The following is a 16,585-nucleotide window of genomic DNA, read 5'->3' as shown; positions in this document are numbered from 1 at the left end:
AATGGTTCGAGAAATTTTCGACGGTGCGATTGCCGGTTATTTTGCCTTGGCCAACCCGTTGACTGCCAGTAGCCACTGGGGGTTCAGGCGCGGCTGGTCGGTTTCCAGCCCGAGCGTCTGCATGGCTTCTTTATGGGCGGCAATTTCAGCGGTTACCTGGCTGAGCGAACTGGTATTGGCTTCCAGCAGGTACATCTGCGTCAGGCCCTGGTGATAGAAACGCAGCAGCTTCATGGCCTCCGGGTTCTGCGCGTTTACGCCGGCCTCCACGTCGTGCATCACATTGGTCACGCTCATCAGCGCGCGCTTCAACCGCCAGCCATACACCGCTGCGCTCATCCACGGCTGCGACCACAACTTGACCTTGAACACTGCGGCGCACAGCACCACCGCCAACGCCACGCCGCCGGCATTCCAACGGAAATTGTCGCCGCCCGGCGTGCCAAACAGCATCACCGCCAGGCTGGACAACAGCATGGCCATGGCCACGAAAATCACCGCCACGATAAGCGTGCTGCGGCGGGTTTGCTGGCGATAGGTGGCGGGATCGAAGGGTTGGATTTCAAACATAAGGGGCGTGGGCTCTAGGCGAATGCGGTGGGCATTATCGCCTTAGAGCGGGCGAGCAGGGGAGAGAGGGCGACGCGAGTTGCTGAATAAAAGAAGGGCTGCAGCGAGGTTTAGCGCCCCGCATTCGCTCCCCGTACCAACCGACTGATCGCCTCGCGCTCGCTGAGCTGAGTGGGCATTTTCAGGGTGACAAGGTGGCCGTCCAGTAGCTGAATGGCCAGTTCGGTTTCAAAGTGCAGGCCGTTTTCGTCGAGGGTGGCGTAGGTCACGCCATAGGCGTTTTTACCGGTTTCGCTGAACATGCTGCCCATGGCGTTCTCCTTGTTAAGCCGCGTTGCATTAATGACGTGCAGGTTTTTGTTCGGTTTTTTCCGGGGCAGGGTTTTTGTCGCTGTGGCGATACAGCTCGGCGTTCAGGTGGCTGGCAAAGGCCGAGGCGGCTACAAGGCTGGCGATGGCTCCGAATTTGTTCATGGCGGTATTCCTCATGCTAGGGGGGCGGTGTTGCCCGATGGGTCGCATGATTGCCGCGCGTGGCGGCGGCCAGAAGTGAATGGGCACGATGGTGACTATCGAAGCCAGTGATACAGCGCAGCGGCGTTATCGAGCCGGCGATATGAACGCGCGGCTTTGCTCAGGAAAATGGGTCAGTTCGTAAAATTTTATTGACGACAACGGCTGCCACATCTCCCGCTGTGTATTCACAATTAAAACCGCGAAAGCGAGATAAGCCGTGGTTTATGGGTTTCTTTGCGCGCGCCGCTATGTTAAATAAAACAAACAGCTGGCCATTACCTACATCGCTTCAGGAAATCCCTTATGTCGTTACGTATCTGCATTCTGGAAACAGACATTCTGCGTCCGGAACTGGTTGACCAATATCAGAGCTATGGCCGGATGTTCGAGCAGCTCTTCGCCCGCCAGCCGATTGCCGCCGAGTTCGTCACCTATAACGTGGTGGAGGGCAACTACCCGGCAGATGACGAGCGCTTCGACGCCTATCTGGTTACCGGCAGCAAAGCCGATTCGTTTGGCACCGATCCCTGGATCGAAACCCTCAGAACTTACCTGCTCGACCGCTATCAGCGCGGCGACAAGCTGCTGGGCATCTGCTTTGGCCATCAGCTGTTGGCGCTGTTGCTGGGCGGTAAAAGCGAGCGGGCGCATCAGGGCTGGGGCGTGGGCACGCACCGTTACCAAGTGGCCGAGCAGCCAAGCTGGATGACGCCGGCGATGGATGAATTGACCTTGCTGATCAGCCACCAGGACCAAGTCACCGCGCTGCCCAAAGACGCTACCGTGATCGCTTCCAGCGAGTTCTGCCCCATCGCTGCGTACCGCATCAACGATCAGGTGCTGTGCTTCCAGGGTCACCCGGAATTCATTCACGACTATTCCCGCGCCTTGCTGGAAATTCGCCAGCAGCACCTGGGCGAAAAAATCTACAAATCCGGCATCGACAGCCTGCAGCACGACCACCAAGGCGCCGCTGTTGCCGAGTGGATGATGCGTTTCGTGGCGCAAGACAAGGCGGCGTCGCCGGCCTGATCCATCGAGGCTAAAGCCTCTCCCACAGGTTGTTCGTTGCTTTGGGAGTAGCGTTAGCCTCGAGCTGTTTGCGCTTGTTCAGCCCGCCTGCCGTGCCAATCATCAAAATCCCCGCTCATTTTTTCCTTCCCACGGTCACAAAAATTAAGCGCCGCGTTTCGTTGCCGTCGCCTTTTGAAGACCGGAGGAAAACGCAGCACGATGGACTATCTCGATCTTTTGCAGTGGCCGGCCATGGCCGTCACGGTAATGGCCGCTTGGCTGATTGGCGCAAGAAGTGCGCGCCGCCGAATGATGGGGTTTTGGGTTTTTATTCTGAGCAATGTGTTGTGGGTGATCTGGGGGCTGCACACCCACGCATATGCGCTGATTCTGCTGCAGTTCTGCCTGTGCGCCATGAACTGCCGGGGCCTGAAGAAAAATGCCGACACAGTCACACAGCCGTAACGCCGGGTTGGCAGTTTTTTTCAGCAGCTATAGTCAAGACTTACTGCCGAAATACATGAGGCCTGTTGTATGGACTGGCTCGTCACTTATAAATACAACAACGTGGAGCGCCACCTGCAGTTGCAGGCCCGCAGCGTGCCCAACATTCAAGTGGTCGCGTTTCGCGCAGTGACCGAGGTATTCGGCGAAAAGCCGCCGGTGGCGAAGGTCGCCGGGCAGCCGGTACTGGAATGGGTGAAGGCGTGTGGTGTGGATATCACCGATGTGATTTTGCTGCGCCGTACCAGCCGCGAGCCCAAGCCAGGTTCAGAAGAGCAGGGCGCTGAATCAAAGATACAACAAGGCTGAAGCGCCTCCCGACCATCCAACTGTTGCCAGCCGTGCGGAAGAGGCTTCAGCCTCGATGTTAATGACGAACATTCCCTGTCCGCTGACGCTCGTTTACAGCGCGCTTAGCACGCCACTGCTTTCTGCACGCGGCGCTGACGCAATTCCTGATTTGAACGGCGAGCTAGGGTTTTCGCTTTGGTCACGTGAATCGGACCCTCAACGTAAGTCGGCAATTCGCGCTCAACCCACGCCGCTTCATCCCCGCGCCAGCGCAGCAGGCCAGCCTCGATTTTAATTTCACGGTGCAGTTCACGAATCAGGGTGTGCATGCGCGCCTGGCTCAGCAGCTCTTCGCTTTTAATTGCCTTGCACAGCGGCTTGCCGTTCTGCCCAACCAGAGACAGCAGCAATGAGCCGTCTGGACGCGGTTTGATGGCAACGGTGTGTTGAGGAAACGCGTCGAAGAATTCTTTGATGGCCAGTTGCATTCCATGTACTCCATTGATTCTTTTCAGATGGAGGGAATAGAGCAGATGCCATGCCAGAAATTTCGTACGATAAAAGACTATATAAAACAATAGGTTACGGATTTTTCCGAGCGCAACATTCGTGCACTTTGCATGATCGGGCGAAACCCGATCTTGCAAAGTGCAATTTCAGCTCGCGCCGTTTAGCTGAAGGGCTGCTGAAACGGCGTTTTCACCGGCACATCCGGCCCGGTTTCGTCGGGTACGAAGGTTTGCGGTTGATAGCCACGCGGTGCCGGTTTGCGCGGCACGCGCTGTGCCACTTCCGGCAGGTGCTTGAGTTGATAACTCGGCGGCGCAGGATGGCGCGCTCGGCCCAAGCCACGGTAGACGGCCACCGCGCCCAGGACGATATCGGCGGCGCCGAGCACGCCTTTGACGGCCATGCCTTTACGAATCAGCAAGGCGCCGCCAGCCACGGCGAGCAAACGTTCGAGATAACCCGGATTAGCCATTGGTGAACTCCTCAGGACGCTTTCTTCAGGGCCGAGACCAGCTCGGCTTTGCGCATGCTAGAGCGCCCGGGAATATTCATGTCCCGCGCGCGCATCATCAGGTCGGCCTTGCTTTGCTCTTCGAGCTTCTGCCCTGGGCGGGTCGCGCCATGTTTAGTGGCAACGGCCTGGCGCGCCGACGATTTGCGCGCCGCGCTCTTGGCTCCCGGCGCCTTGCGCTGCCCGGAACCGCCGGCCTTTTCGCCGCCGCCCGATTGCTTGTTCACCGTGGCCCAGGCGCGGCCCTCGGCTTCGCCTTTGGAAACGCCCTTGGCTTCGTAGCTTTCTTCGATGTGCTCGGCCTTGCGCTTTTGCTCGGCCGTGTACTTGTCTTTACTTGCGCGCGGCATGATCACTCTCCTCATGAAGCGGGGCTGTAGCGAGCCCGTTACAGGTTCTGAGCCAGGGCCGTTGCCGGGAGTTCAGCTTTTTCCGCGAACGGTTCGCTGAGGGCAAAATTGGTTGAACTCTCACGCGCAATCACACACCTATTCTGTAGGGGACCGGTCTGCCCATCGCTCGAGCGTCAGTGTTGCGCGCAGCCTGATGGTCGACTGGCTTCGGTCATTGCAACGGTCCCCTGCACATTTCACTCGCTGCAACCGGCCACTCACTTAATCGGTTGGAGCGGGTCTGCACATCAGGAAACGGGGACGAGGAGCGAAGGATATGAAAAGAGATTGGGAGCTGTTGCGCGAAATGCTGCTGGAAATCGAGAGCCTGCAAAAGGGTCATCATTTCTTTCCCCACCGCATCGACGGGCACTCCAGCGACAGCGTCAGTTATCACCTGCACCTGCTTGAGCAGGCTGGCCTGGTGGAATGCGCAGACCACCGTCCGCTCAGCGGCGAGCTGGTGCGCATCGGCAAATCGCTGACCCTTACCGGCCACGATCTGCTCGACCTGATCCGTGACGACAACCTGTGGATGGTCAAGAAAGCCTTCCTCACCGAGCATCTGGGCGGCATCACCATCGACGCCCTGAAATCGACCATGGCGCTTTACCCCAGCGACAGCGGCAGCTCATTTAATGTCTCCCGCCACGCGCAGAACGACGCCGTCTTTAATTAACACGGCAACCCGTTTTCATTCGGTAGCAGTGGCGGCCTTGAGCCGGCCACTGGCTGCCGCCTTCACTCGCGCTCAACTCAGCTGACCGAGGCACGCCCATGTCCGCCGATCGCAAGTCGCAAGACGAGGCCACGTCCAATCCCACTGGCACCCCGTCTGACAACCCAAGCTCCAGCACTTCATCCAGCGCCGACGTTCAGGCCTTCAAGCAAAGCATTCTGGCCAAGCTCAAATACGCCGTCGGTAAAGACCCAGGCAATGCCTACATCCACGACTGGTTTGAAGCCATCGCCCTGGCCGCCCGCGATCACCTGGTCGACAACTGGGAAGAGGCCGAGGCGCGGGTCGATCGCAAGCCGCAAAAGCGCGTGTATTACCTCTCGCTGGAGTTTCTCATTGGCCGACTGCTGGTCGATTGCCTGAGCAATCTTGGCCTTCTGGAGACCGCCCGCGAAGCGCTGGCCGAGCTGGACGTCGACATCGAGCGCATCCGCGAAGTGGAGCCCGATGCCGCGCTTGGCAATGGCGGCCTCGGCCGACTGGCCGCCTGCTTTATCGAAAGCATGGCCACGCTGAACATCGCCGGCCACGGCTATGGCATTCGCTACGAGCACGGTCTGTTCAAACAGGTGATCAGCGACGGCTGGCAACACGAACACACCGAAACCTGGCTCGACTTCGGCAACCCGTGGGAATTCGAGCGGCCGGAGGTGAGCTACAACGTCGGCTTCGGCGGCAGCGTTAATACCGTTACCGAGCGCAACGACGTGCCGCGCCAACACTGGCAGCCCACCGAAATTATCCGCGCCATTGCCTACGACACGCCGGTGGTTGGCTGGCGCCGCGCCGGCGTTAGCACCTTGCGGCTCTGGCGGGCGAGGGCGCTGGAAGACCTGCAACTGGAACGCTTCAACGCCGGCGACCACTTGGGCGCCGTGGCCGACGTGGTGCGTGCCGAAAGTATCTCGCGCGTGCTGTATCCGGCCGACAGCACCGAGGCCGGTCAAGAACTGCGCCTGCGCCAGGAATTCTTCTTCGTTTCCGCCTCGCTGCAAGACTTGCTGCACCGCCACATGCGCCTGCATGGCGACATTCACTCGCTGCCGGAAAAAGTCGCCATCCAGCTCAACGACACCCACCCGGCGATTGCCGTGGCCGAGTTGATGCGCCAGTTGGTCGACGTGTACCGCATCGAATGGTTTGCCGCCTGGGAATTGTCCGTAGCGACCCTGTCGTACACCAACCACACCTTACTGCCCGAAGCACTGGAGTCTTGGCCGGTGTCGTTGATGGAGCGCCTGCTGCCTCGGCACATGCAGATTATTTATCTGATCAACGCGCACCACATCGACTCGCTGCGGGCCAAAGACATCCACGACTTCGACCTACTGCGCTCGGTGTCGCTGATTGAAGAAGAACACGGGCGCCGCGTGCGCATGGGCAACCTCGCCTTCTTAGGCTCGCACAGCATTAACGGGGTGTCGGCGCTGCACACCGACCTGATGCGCGAAACCGTATTCCGCGATTTGCACAACCTTTACCCCGACCGCATCCGCAACAAAACCAACGGCGTCACCTTCCGCCGGTGGCTCTACCAAGTGAACCCGCAGCTCACCCAATTGCTCACCGAAAGCATTGGCCCTGGGGTACTCGACAGCCCGGAAACCTCGCTGATCGAACTCGAACCGTTCGCCGACAAACCGGCGTTCCGCAAGCAGTTCGTCGCCCAGCGCCAACACAGCAAAGCAGCCTTGGCGCGGCTGGTAAAAGAGCGCCTGAACATCGACCTCAACCCCGAGGCGATTTTCGACGTGCAGGTCAAACGGATTCACGAATACAAACGCCAACTGCTGAACCTGCTGCACACCGTGGCGTTGTACCAGGCCATTCGTAACGAGCCGACCACCGACTGGGTGCCGCGCGTAAAAATCTTCGCCGGCAAGGCGGCCGCCAGTTATCACCAGGCCAAGCTGATCATCAAACTGGCCAACGACATCAGCCGCACCATCAACGACGACCCGACCGTGCGCGGCTTGCTGAAAGTGGTGTTTATCCCGAACTACAACGTCAGCCTGGCGGAAACCATCATTCCGGCGGCCGACCTGTCGGAACAAATTTCCACCGCCGGCATGGAAGCCTCCGGCACCAGCAACATGAAATTTGCCCTGAACGGCGCGCTGACCATCGGCACCCTGGACGGCGCCAACGTGGAAATGAGCCAACTGATCGGCCAGGAACACATGTTCATCTTCGGCATGACCGCGCAGGAAGTGAAAGCGCGCATGAGCAATGGCGACTTCGACACCATCCACGTGATCCAGCAATCACCGCGACTGAACGCGGCGCTGGAAGCCATCAGCAAAGGGGTGTTCTCGCCGGATGATCCAGAGCGCTATGTGGGCCTGATCGATGGCCTGGTGCATCACGACCGCTACATGCTCTGCGCGGACTTCGACTCGTATTGGGATGCGCAGCGCAAAGTCGACGAGTTGTGGCAGCAGCCCAACCAATGGTGGCGGTCGGCGGTGCTGAATACTGCGCGGACGGGGTGGTTCTCCTCGGACCGGACCATTCGTGAATACGCCGAGGATATTTGGAAGGCGATGCCTCCCAAGAAATGAGGGTTGATAGCATCGCGGCTAAAGCCGCTCCCACAGAAATCGCACAACCTGTGGGAGCGGCTTTAGCCGCGATTGGTTTATCAGTCGACGGAGATTCGCCCCAGCCGGCGCTTAACGTCTGCACTTGATCTGGCTTTGTGATCTATCCCGCAGCGCAGCGGAGGGCGAAGCTTGGGGCTAGACCTTTTGGCCTCTTTGCGCCGATCTACCATGTACGGCTTGAAATACTGGATTCCCGCCTGCGCGGGAATGACGGTGGTCTTTGAAAGATCCTCCGTCATCCCCGCGCAGGCGGGGATCCAGAGTTTCACGGCTATTAGCCCGGCCCAGAGCGCCGCCGCTCAAAAAAAAAACGCGGCTTCAGCCGCGATTTTTCTAACCTGGTGAGCAACCCCCGCTCACCAAAACCCAGCAGGGTGCTGCTTAGCAATGTAATCCGGCTGCAACCCAAACGCCGTCTGAAAAAACGTCGCCAACCGCGTATGCAACACCATCTGATTAATCGACGCCAACTTCCCCCGCTGCACCCGCCGCTGGTTGCTATCAGCATAAAAATCCTCATGCAACACTCGTTGCTGCTCAGGCTCAGCCGTGATGCAACAACTGTTGAAACCCGGCTCACCCTGACCCTCCGGATACGCCACCAACAGACACAACCCTGGGCTGGCTTTTTCCGGCCCATGCAGCTCAACGCGTACCTCCAACCCCGCGCCTTGCGCGTAGGTTTTCGCCTCCTCGAACAAGGGCACGGCGCATTCGTGCATCAGCGTCATAAACGCATCCAGAAAGGTTTGGCTATCGACTGCCTGGCTATCCATCCTGCACGCGCTCCTCTATCAATGCCCGGCTCGGGCCGGTTTGTGCCGCATCGGTGCGGGCCGGGGCCGGTTGGGTTGGGGCGACCGGCTCGGTTGTCGGGTGTGGTGGCGACGGGCGATGCGCAGCATCCCCCACAAAGCGGCCGCTGCCACCAGCAGCCAGGTTCCGATCAGTAGCAACACAACGCTTTCAGGTGGCATACGGTCCTCCTGCTGCCCCTTATGGCTGCGGCATAACGTCGACATCAACGGGATTGGGCGCGGCCGTGGGCTGCGCGTGAATGCGGATGCGCTGGTGCATGTGCTCGGCGTGGCACACCTCGTCGATCACTTGGCTGACGAAGCTGGTCATCGCTTCGCCCTGCACGTCGGCGGTTGGCGCGTCGAAAAGCGTCCACACCACGGGGCTCGCAGTCAGACGTTCTTTCAGGTGGCCGAGCGGTTCGGTCAGGCCGTCGTCACCGCCGTCCAGCCAGGTAAAGTCGCCGAGCAGCAGCAGGCGTTTCACACCGGCGACCGGCAAGCCATCGAGCAGGGCGGTGACGGCTTTGAAGGTGCTTTCGAATTGGTGGTCGTGGTCAGAGGCGGGCAGCACGACGATGACCGCGTCGCGTCCGGCGATGCTGTGGCTCACGCTGATAGCGTCGTACAAGTCGCCCTGAATGGTGCTCAGGCCGGGGCGGGCGTTTACGGCGTTCAGGTCATCCAGAATCAACGTGGTCTCGAACTGGCGCGCCAAGGCTTCAACCATCAACGCGTTTCCAATGCTGCTTTGGGCGCCGTACACAGCGAGTTTTACGGCAGGCGTTTCGAGATTTTTCATCTAGGCGATTCTCGTGAGGGTGGTGGGTGTCGCGAATTGGAAAGCAGGTGCGAATTTCAGCCGTTGGATGCGCGCTGGCGCCCCGGTTCGTTGGGTCCGCCAGGTTGCCCGGCGCTAACCGTAACCTCGGTGATATCGCTGCTCTTGGCTGAACTGTGCAGCGACTCGACATGCCGACGGGCCTGGGTTTCGGTGAACGCCTCGGTGTCGCTTTGCACCTCCACGCTCTTGGCTTGGCCCTGAAGCTGGTAATGCACCACAAACGAATAGTTGCCGCTCATCTTGAGAGTTTCTCCAACGGTGGCAGGTATTAACTTTGGCCGCTTGGTAGGGCAAAGGGTTCAGCTTTATTTGCCAAGCGGTAAAGGCAGCCAACGAGTCGGTTACACGCGCGTAACGACGGCGTAAATGTCGCTATCAGCGAAAAATGGTTAAACCAATGCGGGTGCGCGAAAGTCGATTAAAGGGAGACATGCACAAACACGCTCGGCCGTGACGTACGGCGTAACTCGCGGCAAGGTCCGCAAGAGGTGCTGACATGACGTTTGTCTGCTTTCTAAAAGGCTGTAACTGGCTGGAACCCACCCATGAACTGTTCGGCAGCGAGCTGCTGCTGTGCCAATGCTGTTCACGCTGCGGCGCGCACCGTTACTTGCCCGAGGGCCTGCCGACTGCCACGGGCGAGGGCGGGCACGGCGGCGCCGCTTGAACACGTGGGAGACGATTCTTGCCACCGTGATTGGCGAGTTTTCCGACCTTAACGACATCGCCCACACCACCCGCGTCACCTTGCGCATGGCGCTCGCCACGCTGCTGGGCGGGTTGCTCGGTTGGGAGCGCGAACAACAAGGGAAATCAGCCGGGGTTCGCACCCATATGCTCGTCGCCCTGGGCAGTGCGCTGTTTGTGATGGCGGCGGAGCAAATGGGCGCTGAAGACGATGCCATGAGCCGCGTGATGCAAGGCGTGGTCGCCGGTATCGGCTTTCTGTGCGCCGGCACCATTCTGAAAGGGCGCTCGCCCAATGAAGTGAAAGGCCTGACCACGGCGGCGGGTATCTGGCTCACGTGCGCGATTGGCATTACGGTCGGACTGGGCCGCGAGGCCACGGCGCTGCTGGGTACGGTCTTCGGCTTGATCGTGCTTAATCTGGTGCCGCACCTGATGAGTCGGCTGGACAAGGGCAGCCCGGAGCAGGGTCAGCTTACGCAAGAGGACGAAGACCCGCCGAAGTGAGCCCGCCTACAGGGGCGCCGCGGTCTTGCGCCGCAACACCAACAAAAACTGGCGCTTGCCGGTGGTCCACACCAAGGTTTGAAAATCCCCCTCGCGCAGCCCGGCCTTGTTATAGGCGTTGGCCTGATGCACCGCACTGCCCTCGGCGAGGGTTTGCGCCACCACCACCTCGCTCATCACCACACCTTCCGGCGTGCCGGGCTGCAAGCTAGGCGTGACCACGATTGAATAGCCCACCCGCAGCGGCTGCGGCTGATTCACCAGGGTGCCGTTCTTGCGCACCGCCTGATCGCGCTGGGTATCGACGAAAGTCGACAAAGTCGCCGAACTGCCCAGCGTTGCCACGAACGGCTGGAGCGGCTGCAACGCATAGTTATTGGCACCGGCAATGCGATCCACCAAACCCTCGGCGGCTACCTCGGCGGGGCCGTGAAGCAAGCCCGCTTCGCGACTGGCACGTGCCTCCAGGTTGGCCACCGGCGATTTCACCTCTGCCAATACCGCGCGCCATTCGACCTGAGAGACAGGCGAGGGAATGGGGGCGGGTGCGTTGGGGTCGAGGGCGGCGGCGGATGCCATTGAAGTGAGCAGCAGGCCGAGCAGGGCAATCACAACATTCATCAAGCAGAGCGCCGAGATAGGAGGAGGGGAGACTATAGCCGGCATCCTCTTCTCCAGGAATCGCGGCTAAAGCGGCTCCCACAGGGCCGAGGTTTTCTGTGGGAGCGGCTGGGCGACATTCCGATTAGCCGGGATGCTTTTGGTCGTACACCCGGCGCCTGCCCAACGCTTCCAACCGCCGCCTATCCATCTGAATTTCAAGCCCTTTTACCCCGGCCACCGGCTGTGTAAAATCCCGCGCCCCGACCAGAGGAGACACACCGTTGGCCACCCATTACTCGCCGTCCCCGGACACCATCGCCTGCGGCCGCACCGGCGCCAGTCTCGAAAGTGCTGCCGATCTCAGCCAGGTCACCTGCAAGCTGTGCCTTCGCGCCGCGGAAAAGGCCGCCGCCGAACCGGTGCGTAAAACCCCAACCCTGGCCGAACTACGCGCTGCTGCCAAAGCCGCGAAAGCTGCCGCCAGCGAAGACGGCCAAGCAGTCACCACCGTCGCCAGTGAGCCCAAGCCGACAGCCCATGCGCCTGCCGCAAAGCCTACCGAAGCCAAACCCGTTGCCAGCAAACCTCAGCCCGCAGCAAAACCGGAATCTGCGCCCAAAGCCGCCGCCGCGCTCAGCCCACGTGCCGCCTGGCAGCAACGCTTGCAACAACTGCCCGGCCGCAACCGCCTGCCACGCGGCGTCGCTAAGCAACGGTTTATCTAACCCGCACAGGCCGGCGCTTCAGTAGCCGCCACGGCTAACTGCCCGAGCGCGGCCACCTCGCCGATCACCAGAACGGCCGGGGCCTTCAGTTCAAACGCCAACGCTGCCTCGTGCATGCCCGCCAACTGGCTGCGGCATTCACGCTGGTGCGGCAGCGAGGCGTTTTCGATCATGGCCACCGGCGTGTGCGCCGGTAGGCCACCGGCCAGCAACTCGCGCTGCACCTCGGCCAGTTTCGCGACGCCCATATAGATCACCAGCGTGGTGCCGGTTTGCGCCAGGGCGCGCCAGTTCAGGCTGCTGTCGTCTTGCGTGTGGGCCGTCACCAACGTCACACCGCGCGCCACGCCGCGCAGGGTCAGGGGAATGCCGCATTGGGTGGCGCCCGCCAGGCCGGCGGTGATGCCGTTGACCAGTTCCACTTCAATGCCATGGGCGCCAAGCCAGTCGGCTTCCTCACTGCCTCGGCCGAAAATGCACGGGTCGCCGCCTTTCAGGCGCACCACGCAATAGCCCTGCCGCGCATAACGCAGCATCAGCCGGTGAATAAATTCCTGCGGCGTCGAACGGCAGCCGCCGCGCTTGCCCACCGCGATCACCTTGGCGTTAGGGCAATGCTCGAGCACGGCCGGATTGACCAAGTCGTCAATCATCACCACCTGCGCCGCGTTCAGGGCGCGCACGGCTTTAAGGGTCAACAACTCCGGATCACCAGGACCGGCGCCCACCAACCAGACTTTTGCGCTCATAGGAATTTCCTCCAACGGGTCAGGCTAAACGCGCTGCACGTTTTTGTAGGAGCGAGCTTGCTCGCGAATGGGGTCATGGATCGTGTCGTCATGTGTGTAATACCCACACCAGCAGCCCGATATTGATCAGCAGCGAAACCAACGCCAGCCCACGCCACACCTTCAGCGGTTCGCGTTCCAGCAAGGGGCGCGGGCGGGCAGGGGGTTGGTGTTCACCTTGTTGCAGGGCCAGCAGCCATTCTTCAGCGGTTTCAAAACGCTGCGCCGGGTCGTTGGCCAAGGCTTTTTCCAGGTTGTGCACCAGCCATTCCGGCAGGTCGGGCCGGTAGCGACTGGCCGCAACAGGCACGCCGAAACGCGGGCGTTGAAAGGCTTCAATTTCACCGTGCGGGTAATGCCCGGTGAGCAGAAAGTACAAGGTCACGCCCGCGCTGTAGAGATCTTGCGCCACGCTCGGCGCGGCGCCGGCGTACGCTTCCGGGGCGATGAAACTGGGGGTGCCGGGCAGCTCGCCGTTGTCCTGCGGCGACAGGCCAGGGCAGTAGGCGAGGCCGAAATCCAACACCCGCAGTTCACCGTCGCTGCTGAGCAGCAGGTTTTCCGGTTTGATGTCCCGGTGCAGGATATTGCGCCGGTGCAACATGCCCAGCGCCCGTAACAGGCGCGAGGCGATTTCCAGCCAGTGGTTAAGGCCGAAGTTGCCGTGCAGGTTGAAGTGCTCGGCCAAGGTGATGCCTTCGTGTTCGCGCATCAGGTAGTACAGGTGCTGACGCTGATTGGCGTGGTGCACCTCGGGAAAGTAACGACCGGCCACCCGGCGCAGAAACCACTCTTCCTGCAACAAGGCCTGGCCCGCATTGCTGTCACTTTCGCGGCTGGCTGGCAGGGTTTTCAGCAGCCAGGGGGTTTGTTGTGCGTTGGGCCCCGAGGCACGAACGCGGTAAACCAGCGATTGACGGCTTTGGCCCACCAGGGCATCCACCTTCCAGCCTTCAAACAATTGCCCAGGCTTCAGGGCCGGTGGCACGGGCCATTGCTCAATCTGGCCGAGCACATCGCCCAGGCTCGCTTCGCCCAGGGCTTCGACCCTTACCAACAAGGCACTGGCGTTGTCCTGGCTGCCGGCCTTGTGCGCGGCGGTCACCAGCGCCTGGCTGGCGGCCTGCAATTCGGTTTCGTCACGCAAGATGCCAGCAATCGACGCCTCGCTGAGGGTCGCCCAGATGCCATCGCTCACCAGCAGAAAGCTCTCGCCCTGGCGCAATTCACCGTCCAGGTAATCGACCACCACATGCTGCTCCAGGCCCATGGCGCGCTTGAGCACATGCTGCATGCCCGGCTGGCCCCACACGTGGTCTTCGCTGATGCGCTGCAACTGCCCGGCGAACCAGCGATACACGCGGCAGTCGCCAATATGCGCCAGGGTAAATTGCTTGCCGCGCACCACCAGCGCACTCAGGGTGGTGAGCAGCGGCTGCCCGCCACCGTTGGCGTGCAGCCAGCGATTCTGCGCCAGCAGCAAACGGTCCAGCGCCTGCGCCACGCCCCAGGTTTCCGGGGTGGCGTAGTAGTCGAGCGCCAACGCTTGCAGGGTCGAACGGGCGGCCAGGCCGCCGTCCGCGCATTGGCTGACGCCGTCGGCCAGGGCGAATAAATAACCCTTGCTGGCGGCCAACGCCGGGGCGGGCGTGACCAGGCGCACAGCGTCCTGGTTCTCAGCCCGTGGTCCGCTGGCGCTGGCTTGCGCGTAGCTCAGTTGCAGGCTCATGGCGTGCTCTTAAACGCGTGCCGCGGTGAAGGCGGCCGAACCCCAGGTGGTTCTCCAGCGGCGTTTCACCCCGTGCAGACCAAACCAGGCCACCACGCCGAGGCTGGCGAACAACCACAGGCCCAACTGGTAATCGCCGGTGTTTTGCTTGATTGCGCCCAGACCCGCCGCCAGCAGGAAACCACCGATGCCGCCGGCCATGCCGATCAGGCCGGTCATGACGCCAATTTCCTTACGAAAGCGCTGTGGCACCAGTTGGAACACCGCGCCGTTGCCAGCACCCAGGCCAAGCATCGCCGCCACGAACAACGCCAATGCCGCCACCGAACTGGACAAGTGGAAACCCACCGCCGCGATACAGATGGCCGCTACCGCGTACATGCCCAACAGCGTGCGAATGCCGCCGAAACGGTCCGCCAGCGCGCCGCCCAGAGGACGCATCAGGCTGCCCCCGAACACGCAGGCAGCGGTGTAGTAACCAGCGGTCACCGGGTTGAGGCCGTATTGATCGTGGAAATAGCCGGGCAGGGCGCTGGCCAGGCCGATAAAGCCGCCGAAGGTGACGCTGTAGAAAAACATAAACCACCAGCTGTCACGGTCGCCGAGGGCTTTGAAGTAGTCGCCCATGGATTTTGGTTTGGCGCGGTTGGGTGCATTGCGCGCCATCAGGCTGAAGGCGACGAGGGTGAGCACCAGCGGAATCAGCGCCAGGCCGAACACGTTGGTCCAGCCAAACGCCGCCGCCAACACCGGCGCAGCCAGCGCGGCGAGCACCGTGCCCGAGTTACCGGCGCCGGCAATGCCCATGGCCTTGCCCTGATGCTCGGCCGGATACCACTGCGACGCCAGCGGCAATGCCACCGCGAACGAAGCGCCAGCCATGCCCAGGAAAACGCCGAGCAGCAGCGCTTGCTCATAACTGTGAATGCCCAACTGCCAAGCGACCGCCAAGGCGCCGATGACAATGATCTGGCCAAAAATGCCCGCCGTTTTCGGCGACAGCTGGTCGGCCAACATGCCCATCACAAAGCGCAACAGCGCGCCGGCCAGAATCGGCGTGGCGACCATAAAACCGCGCTGCTGGGTGGTGAGCTGCAAATCGGTAGCAATCTGCACCGCCATTGGGCCAAGCAGGTACCAGACCATAAAGCTCAAATCGAAATACAGGAACGCCGCAAACAGCGTGGGGGTGTGCCCGGCTTTCCAGAAACTGTTGTTGTTCATTGAACACCTCATCTGCAAAAGGAAATGTGTTTGCAGGTGGGCAGCTTTACGGCTGCTCCACCCCCTCGTTTCCGAGGCCAAAAACGCAAAAAACGCCGCATTCCTCCGGGCACGTGGGCCTAGGGAATAGCGACGTCTTTGTCGTGGTGGGGCAACCGCCGTTGGCTACCTGTGAGGATGTATGAGCAGGTTGTGTGCCAGGTTTGGTGAAGGGGCCTGGGATGGGGGTTTTGAGCTGTTCTGGCGGATAGGCGTGCTTTGTTGTGCTGCGTTTTGGAGCGCTGGACTCGGTGTACGCACCAACGCGTACGACTTGAGATTCTGGATCCCCGCGTGCGCGAGGATGACGGTGTTCTCCCAAACACCACCGTCATTCCCGCGCAGGCGGCGGTCCGACGATTCGGAATCCAGAGTTTCGGAAGAGACCCGGTGCTACGGCGAAAGGATTAATTCAACAGCTCACTCATCGCAATAATCTGCTCCGCCACCTGAATCAATTTCTGCTGCCGACTCATCGCCTGCCTGCGCATCAGCGTGTAAGCCTCATCCTCGTTGCAGTCTTTCATTTTCATCAGCAGCCCTTTGGCCAGTTCCACGCGTTTGCGTTCGGCCAGTTGCTGGTCGCGGGCGTGCAGTTGGGCGCGCAGGGTCTGGTCGCTTTCGAAACGGGCCATGGCCACGTCCATGATCGGCTGCAAACGCTGGGCGTGAATGCCTTCGACGATGTACGCGCTCACGCCGGATTTAATCGCCTGGCGCATCACGTCCGGGTCGTGCTCGTCGGTGAACATCACGATCGGCCGGGGCTGGTCGCGGCTGACCAGTACCACTTGCTCCATCACATCGCGGCTCGGCGATTCGGTGTCGATCAGCACCACGTCGGGGCGCACGGCTTCAACGCGGGCGGGCAGGTCGATGGTCAGGCCGGATTCGTCGATCACCTCGAAACCGGCTTCGCTCAGGGCGGCGCGCAGGCGCCCGACTTTCTTGGAGGTGTCGTTGATCAGCAGAATTCGCAACATGGCTGGCGG

22 protein-coding genes are annotated in these 16,585 nt (G+C 61.0%); 8 read left to right on the top strand and 14 right to left on the bottom strand.

Features of this window, described 5'->3' with window-relative positions:
* Positions 1–36: 36 nt before the first annotated feature.
* The 3 genes from ACZZ0Q_RS13005 to ACZZ0Q_RS12995 form a co-directional block, all read right to left on the bottom strand.
* Complete coding sequence (locus ACZZ0Q_RS13005) at positions 37–570, bottom strand: DUF3087 domain-containing protein (protein WP_463542026.1); 534 nt, start codon at positions 568–570, stop codon at positions 37–39.
* A gap of 110 nt (positions 571–680) precedes the next feature.
* The gene (gene ptrC / locus ACZZ0Q_RS13000) at positions 681–881 is read right to left on the bottom strand and encodes a type III secretion system co-regulatory protein PtrC (RefSeq protein ID WP_463560641.1); all 201 of its coding nucleotides are present in this window, start codon (positions 879–881) and stop codon (positions 681–683) included.
* A 28-nt stretch (positions 882–909) separates the two neighbouring features.
* Positions 910–1,044, bottom strand: a complete 135-nt coding sequence (locus ACZZ0Q_RS12995) for a hypothetical protein (protein ID WP_463560639.1) — start codon at positions 1,042–1,044, stop codon at positions 910–912.
* Between the two features lie 345 nt (positions 1,045–1,389).
* On the opposite strand from ACZZ0Q_RS12995, the gene ACZZ0Q_RS12990 reads away from it, so the two are divergent.
* The 3 genes from ACZZ0Q_RS12990 to ACZZ0Q_RS12980 all read left to right on the top strand — a co-directional run bounded on the left by ACZZ0Q_RS12990 (position 1,390) and on the right by ACZZ0Q_RS12980 (position 2,913).
* Positions 1,390–2,118, top strand: coding sequence for an amidotransferase (locus tag ACZZ0Q_RS12990; protein WP_463542028.1), 729 nt, complete (start codon positions 1,390–1,392; stop codon positions 2,116–2,118).
* Positions 2,119–2,319: 201 nt separating this feature from the next.
* Positions 2,320–2,565, top strand: coding sequence for a hypothetical protein (locus ACZZ0Q_RS12985; protein ID WP_463542029.1), 246 nt, complete (start codon positions 2,320–2,322; stop codon positions 2,563–2,565).
* Between the two features lie 69 nt (positions 2,566–2,634).
* On the top strand, positions 2,635–2,913 hold the full coding sequence (locus ACZZ0Q_RS12980; protein WP_463542030.1) for a hypothetical protein: 279 nt from the start codon (positions 2,635–2,637) through the stop codon (positions 2,911–2,913).
* A 104-nt stretch (positions 2,914–3,017) separates the two neighbouring features.
* Here the strand turns inward: ACZZ0Q_RS12980 and ACZZ0Q_RS12975 are convergent, their stop codons facing one another.
* From ACZZ0Q_RS12975 to ACZZ0Q_RS12965, 3 genes are all read right to left on the bottom strand, one after another.
* Positions 3,018–3,383, bottom strand: coding sequence for a DUF3509 domain-containing protein (locus ACZZ0Q_RS12975; RefSeq protein WP_122498252.1), 366 nt, complete (start codon positions 3,381–3,383; stop codon positions 3,018–3,020).
* Positions 3,384–3,565: 182 nt separating this feature from the next.
* Positions 3,566–3,877, bottom strand: a complete 312-nt coding sequence (locus tag ACZZ0Q_RS12970) for a hypothetical protein (protein WP_463542031.1) — start codon at positions 3,875–3,877, stop codon at positions 3,566–3,568.
* Between the two features lie 11 nt (positions 3,878–3,888).
* Entirely contained in the window at positions 3,889–4,266 is a 378-nt protein-coding gene (locus ACZZ0Q_RS12965) for a Rho termination factor N-terminal domain-containing protein (protein ID WP_463542032.1), read from the bottom strand.
* 319 nt (positions 4,267–4,585) lie between these two features.
* Here ACZZ0Q_RS12965 and ACZZ0Q_RS12960 point away from each other — a divergent pair, with 319 nt between their 5' ends.
* Together ACZZ0Q_RS12960 and ACZZ0Q_RS12955 are read left to right on the top strand one after the other, a co-directional pair.
* Complete coding sequence (locus ACZZ0Q_RS12960) at positions 4,586–4,987, top strand: DUF2513 domain-containing protein (protein ID WP_163016749.1); 402 nt, start codon at positions 4,586–4,588, stop codon at positions 4,985–4,987.
* A 98-nt stretch (positions 4,988–5,085) separates the two neighbouring features.
* Positions 5,086–7,608, top strand: a complete 2,523-nt coding sequence (locus ACZZ0Q_RS12955; protein ID WP_463542033.1) for a glycogen/starch/alpha-glucan phosphorylase — start codon at positions 5,086–5,088, stop codon at positions 7,606–7,608.
* Positions 7,609–8,006: 398 nt separating this feature from the next.
* Here ACZZ0Q_RS12955 and ACZZ0Q_RS12950 read toward each other — a convergent pair whose 3' ends face one another.
* The 3 genes from ACZZ0Q_RS12950 to ACZZ0Q_RS12940 all read right to left on the bottom strand — a co-directional run bounded on the left by ACZZ0Q_RS12950 (position 8,007) and on the right by ACZZ0Q_RS12940 (position 9,530).
* Complete coding sequence (locus ACZZ0Q_RS12950; protein WP_463542034.1) at positions 8,007–8,426, bottom strand: hypothetical protein; 420 nt, start codon at positions 8,424–8,426, stop codon at positions 8,007–8,009.
* A gap of 220 nt (positions 8,427–8,646) precedes the next feature.
* Complete coding sequence (locus ACZZ0Q_RS12945; protein WP_463542035.1) at positions 8,647–9,249, bottom strand: NAD(P)H-binding protein; 603 nt, start codon at positions 9,247–9,249, stop codon at positions 8,647–8,649.
* A gap of 56 nt (positions 9,250–9,305) precedes the next feature.
* On the bottom strand, positions 9,306–9,530 hold the full coding sequence (locus tag ACZZ0Q_RS12940; RefSeq protein ID WP_463542036.1) for a hypothetical protein: 225 nt from the start codon (positions 9,528–9,530) through the stop codon (positions 9,306–9,308).
* 257 nt (positions 9,531–9,787) lie between these two features.
* On the opposite strand from ACZZ0Q_RS12940, the gene ACZZ0Q_RS12935 reads away from it, so the two are divergent.
* Both ACZZ0Q_RS12935 and ACZZ0Q_RS12930 read left to right on the top strand, forming a co-directional pair.
* Positions 9,788–9,958 (top strand): PSPA7_2676 family Cys-rich small protein, encoded by a 171-nt coding sequence (locus ACZZ0Q_RS12935; RefSeq protein ID WP_463542037.1) that lies wholly within the window; start codon positions 9,788–9,790, stop codon positions 9,956–9,958.
* Positions 9,955–10,485 carry an MgtC/SapB family protein gene (locus ACZZ0Q_RS12930; RefSeq protein ID WP_463542038.1) on the top strand — a complete coding sequence of 177 codons (531 nt, stop codon included), beginning with the start codon at positions 9,955–9,957 and terminating at the stop codon, positions 10,483–10,485. The genes ACZZ0Q_RS12935 and ACZZ0Q_RS12930 overlap by 4 nt, the downstream gene beginning before the upstream one ends.
* A 6-nt stretch (positions 10,486–10,491) precedes the next feature.
* On the opposite strand, the gene ACZZ0Q_RS12925 is transcribed toward ACZZ0Q_RS12930, so the two are convergent.
* Entirely contained in the window at positions 10,492–11,106 is a 615-nt protein-coding gene (locus tag ACZZ0Q_RS12925; RefSeq protein ID WP_463542039.1) for a hypothetical protein, read from the bottom strand.
* Between the two features lie 263 nt (positions 11,107–11,369).
* Between ACZZ0Q_RS12925 and ACZZ0Q_RS12920 the strand changes: the two genes are divergently transcribed.
* On the top strand, positions 11,370–11,813 hold the full coding sequence (locus ACZZ0Q_RS12920; RefSeq protein ID WP_463542040.1) for a hypothetical protein: 444 nt from the start codon (positions 11,370–11,372) through the stop codon (positions 11,811–11,813).
* Here ACZZ0Q_RS12920 and cobA read toward each other — a convergent pair.
* The 4 genes from cobA to ACZZ0Q_RS12900 form a co-directional block, all read right to left on the bottom strand.
* On the bottom strand, positions 11,810–12,562 hold the full coding sequence (gene cobA / locus ACZZ0Q_RS12915) for a uroporphyrinogen-III C-methyltransferase (protein ID WP_463542041.1): 753 nt from the start codon (positions 12,560–12,562) through the stop codon (positions 11,810–11,812). The two genes, ACZZ0Q_RS12920 and cobA, sit on opposite strands and share 4 nt — an antisense overlap.
* Positions 12,563–12,650: 88 nt before the next feature.
* Positions 12,651–14,330, bottom strand: a complete 1,680-nt coding sequence (locus tag ACZZ0Q_RS12910; protein WP_463560637.1) for a protein kinase domain-containing protein — start codon at positions 14,328–14,330, stop codon at positions 12,651–12,653.
* Between the two features lie 9 nt (positions 14,331–14,339).
* On the bottom strand, positions 14,340–15,554 hold the full coding sequence (locus ACZZ0Q_RS12905; RefSeq protein WP_122498280.1) for an MFS transporter: 1,215 nt from the start codon (positions 15,552–15,554) through the stop codon (positions 14,340–14,342).
* Between the two features lie 446 nt (positions 15,555–16,000).
* The gene (locus ACZZ0Q_RS12900; RefSeq protein WP_463542042.1) at positions 16,001–16,576 is read right to left on the bottom strand and encodes an ANTAR domain-containing response regulator; all 576 of its coding nucleotides are present in this window, start codon (positions 16,574–16,576) and stop codon (positions 16,001–16,003) included.
* Positions 16,577–16,585: the final 9 nt, after the last annotated feature.

It is taken from the genome of Pseudomonas sp. AC070 (genome assembly GCF_979258635.1).
This window is presented reverse-complemented; position numbering and strand designations above follow the sequence as displayed.

Excerpts from the sequence above, each read along its gene's own strand:
- ACZZ0Q_RS12900 (WP_463542042.1), bottom strand. The coding sequence starts at position 16,576 with ATGTTGCGAATTCTGCTGATCAACGACACCTCCAAGAAAGTCGGGCGC.
- ACZZ0Q_RS12940 (WP_463542036.1), bottom strand. The coding sequence starts at position 9,530 with ATGAGCGGCAACTATTCGTTTGTGGTGCATTACCAGCTTCAGGGCCAA.
- ACZZ0Q_RS12965 (WP_463542032.1), bottom strand. The coding sequence starts at position 4,266 with ATGCCGCGCGCAAGTAAAGACAAGTACACGGCCGAGCAAAAGCGCAAG.
- ACZZ0Q_RS12995 (WP_463560639.1), bottom strand. The coding sequence starts at position 1,044 with ATGAACAAATTCGGAGCCATCGCCAGCCTTGTAGCCGCCTCGGCCTTT.
- ptrC (WP_463560641.1), bottom strand. The coding sequence starts at position 881 with ATGGGCAGCATGTTCAGCGAAACCGGTAAAAACGCCTATGGCGTGACC.
- ACZZ0Q_RS12960 (WP_163016749.1), top strand. The coding sequence starts at position 4,586 with ATGAAAAGAGATTGGGAGCTGTTGCGCGAAATGCTGCTGGAAATCGAG.
- ACZZ0Q_RS12950 (WP_463542034.1), bottom strand. The coding sequence starts at position 8,426 with ATGGATAGCCAGGCAGTCGATAGCCAAACCTTTCTGGATGCGTTTATG.
- ACZZ0Q_RS12990 (WP_463542028.1), top strand. The coding sequence starts at position 1,390 with ATGTCGTTACGTATCTGCATTCTGGAAACAGACATTCTGCGTCCGGAA.
- ACZZ0Q_RS12985 (WP_463542029.1), top strand. The coding sequence starts at position 2,320 with ATGGACTATCTCGATCTTTTGCAGTGGCCGGCCATGGCCGTCACGGTA.
- cobA (WP_463542041.1), bottom strand. The coding sequence starts at position 12,562 with ATGAGCGCAAAAGTCTGGTTGGTGGGCGCCGGTCCTGGTGATCCGGAG.
- ACZZ0Q_RS12945 (WP_463542035.1), bottom strand. The coding sequence starts at position 9,249 with ATGAAAAATCTCGAAACGCCTGCCGTAAAACTCGCTGTGTACGGCGCC.
- ACZZ0Q_RS12935 (WP_463542037.1), top strand. The coding sequence starts at position 9,788 with ATGACGTTTGTCTGCTTTCTAAAAGGCTGTAACTGGCTGGAACCCACC.
- ACZZ0Q_RS13005 (WP_463542026.1), bottom strand. The coding sequence starts at position 570 with ATGTTTGAAATCCAACCCTTCGATCCCGCCACCTATCGCCAGCAAACC.
- ACZZ0Q_RS12975 (WP_122498252.1), bottom strand. The coding sequence starts at position 3,383 with ATGCAACTGGCCATCAAAGAATTCTTCGACGCGTTTCCTCAACACACC.
- ACZZ0Q_RS12955 (WP_463542033.1), top strand. The coding sequence starts at position 5,086 with ATGTCCGCCGATCGCAAGTCGCAAGACGAGGCCACGTCCAATCCCACT.
- ACZZ0Q_RS12970 (WP_463542031.1), bottom strand. The coding sequence starts at position 3,877 with ATGGCTAATCCGGGTTATCTCGAACGTTTGCTCGCCGTGGCTGGCGGC.
- ACZZ0Q_RS12910 (WP_463560637.1), bottom strand. The coding sequence starts at position 14,330 with ATGAGCCTGCAACTGAGCTACGCGCAAGCCAGCGCCAGCGGACCACGG.
- ACZZ0Q_RS12925 (WP_463542039.1), bottom strand. The coding sequence starts at position 11,106 with ATGAATGTTGTGATTGCCCTGCTCGGCCTGCTGCTCACTTCAATGGCA.
- ACZZ0Q_RS12905 (WP_122498280.1), bottom strand. The coding sequence starts at position 15,554 with ATGAACAACAACAGTTTCTGGAAAGCCGGGCACACCCCCACGCTGTTT.
- ACZZ0Q_RS12980 (WP_463542030.1), top strand. The coding sequence starts at position 2,635 with ATGGACTGGCTCGTCACTTATAAATACAACAACGTGGAGCGCCACCTG.